The sequence below is a fragment of the Helicobacter pylori SA213A genome (assembly GCF_000476275.1).
GTDB lineage: Bacteria > Campylobacterota > Campylobacteria > Campylobacterales > Helicobacteraceae > Helicobacter > Helicobacter pylori_CL.
The window spans coordinates 1-505 of the sequence record NZ_CBOM010000068.1; the positions used below are offsets into that span (position 1 = coordinate 1).

Below are 505 nucleotides of genomic sequence, written 5' to 3' on the forward strand. Positions count from 1 at the left end.
TTCTATGCTTAATACCATTGCCATCTTTTTTAAAATTAAGCATTTTTTCTAAATTAGATAATACTAAAAAAGACACAAAATGATAAATCTTAGAATCCAAGTCTTTAAAGGATTCTATAAAATCCATTATGAGATTAAATCGCTTTTTATCAGCATATTTGCTAAAAGATTCCCATTGTGGAAAGGGATATTCTTTATTGCTAGCTATAAAATTATTTACATTTTTTCTGCTTTTTTTAAATTGTCAGAGTCCAAACTTTCTAATTTTGCTTTAGCGACATTTATGGCAAATGGTGAAGTATCAAAGCCATAGCAAACTTGTATTTGTGTATTCAAGAAACTAGAGCTAACACCACAAAACGGATCATAAACACTCGTAATAGAACAATCAAAACGATTTTGTAAATGCTCTATAAGATAAGGACTAAAAGCTTCTTTATAGGGAAAAACTTCATTTAAAGAGTCTAATATGTCATCATTATTTACTAAACTTGTCAGCGTTGTA

1 pseudogene is annotated in these 505 nt (G+C 28.1%); it reads right to left on the reverse strand.

The features are described from left to right. Positions 1-505: pseudogene (locus QT74_RS08855) on the reverse strand (site-specific DNA-methyltransferase); the annotation flags it as partial.